The organism is Polaromonas sp. P1_E1_2, assembly GCF_056406035.1.
This window is the reverse complement of the sequence record NZ_JBFUAZ010000918.1, coordinates 1-1,081: the sequence shown is the minus strand read 5'-3', so window position 1 is coordinate 1,081 and position 1,081 is coordinate 1. Positions and strand designations below refer to the sequence as shown.

Below are 1,081 nucleotides of genomic sequence, written 5' to 3'. Positions count from 1 at the left end.
TCCCAGCTGCTCGCGCACCAGTGGCGCGAGCTCGTCGAGAAGGGCCACGGTAAGCGCGCGCCACTCCACGATGAGTTCGTCGCCGGCGGCATGCAGGCGCCCGGCCTGGGCCGGGTCTTTCAGCACCAGCACACCGGCGTCGAGGAACAGGCCGCCGTTGCGGTATTCGGGCAGGCCGGTCAGCGCATCAAGCCCTTTGACCTGCACACCGGCCCACTCGAAAGGCTCCAGCAGTGAATAGGTGAGCCACTGCGACAGCTTGTGGAAAGGCATCCAGCCATGGCTGGGCCCAGCTTTTTCGGATTCATCGTCGCCTGCCGCGCTGTGCTGCCAGCAGTCGCCCAGGGGAATGTTGCCCATGACATTTTGGGCTGGCCAGATAGACGAGAGGCTGGTGAGCAGCACCGACAGCAGCTCGTGCGCCTCGATAGCACTTTGCCCGGGTTGCGCCAGCGCTTCAAACAGATGGCCGGGACGGCCGCGCTGGCCAAAGAGGGCAGGCTGGTCCTGCAGTGCCTGGCCGAGGCGCCGCAGCAGCGCGGCGCGGCCTTCGAGGCCGATCAGCGGGTTTTCGGGCGTGACCTGAAAAGCCAGGGCAAGCTGGTCTGCGGTAATGGTTTTGAGCTTGAGGGCATCGGCCTGCAGCGGTTGCTGTGGATCGCTGGAAAAGAGGCCAGCCATGAAGGCGTGAAAACTTGCCACCCCCAGGCCCTCGGAACGGCTGTATTCGCTGCAGGGATGCTCCCCTTGGGCGGCTTCGAGGTAGTGCCACTGGGCGCCGGCGCCGGCGTCCAGCAGCACGCTGATGAGCGCGAGGTCAATCTGGGCGCGGGCGCGCCCGGCAGGCGTGGCGGATGCCAGTGCTGCATTGAGTAAACCCAGGCGGTCAATGCCGCCAGCTTCAAAATGTCGCCAGCGGCTGTGGTACGGAATGTCCAGGTCCGGGTAGCGGGCGCGGGTGATTTCGGCAACCAGCGCAGCGGCGGTGGTCATGGCGCCGTCGTTGACGGTAAACCAGGCGGATTCGCCGCGGCGTGCGCGCTCAAGCAGGGCAGAGGCGCGGGCGCGTATGGTTCTGGTG

The 1,081-nt window shown here is 66.3% G+C and carries 1 protein-coding gene; it reads right to left on the bottom strand.

Translation table 11 applies throughout. The annotated features are described in order from the left end of the window. Positions 1-1,081, bottom strand: a 1,081-nt coding sequence (locus tag AC1D1P_RS24080; RefSeq protein ID WP_477674754.1) for a DUF1688 family protein, incomplete at both ends; no start/stop codon positions are given.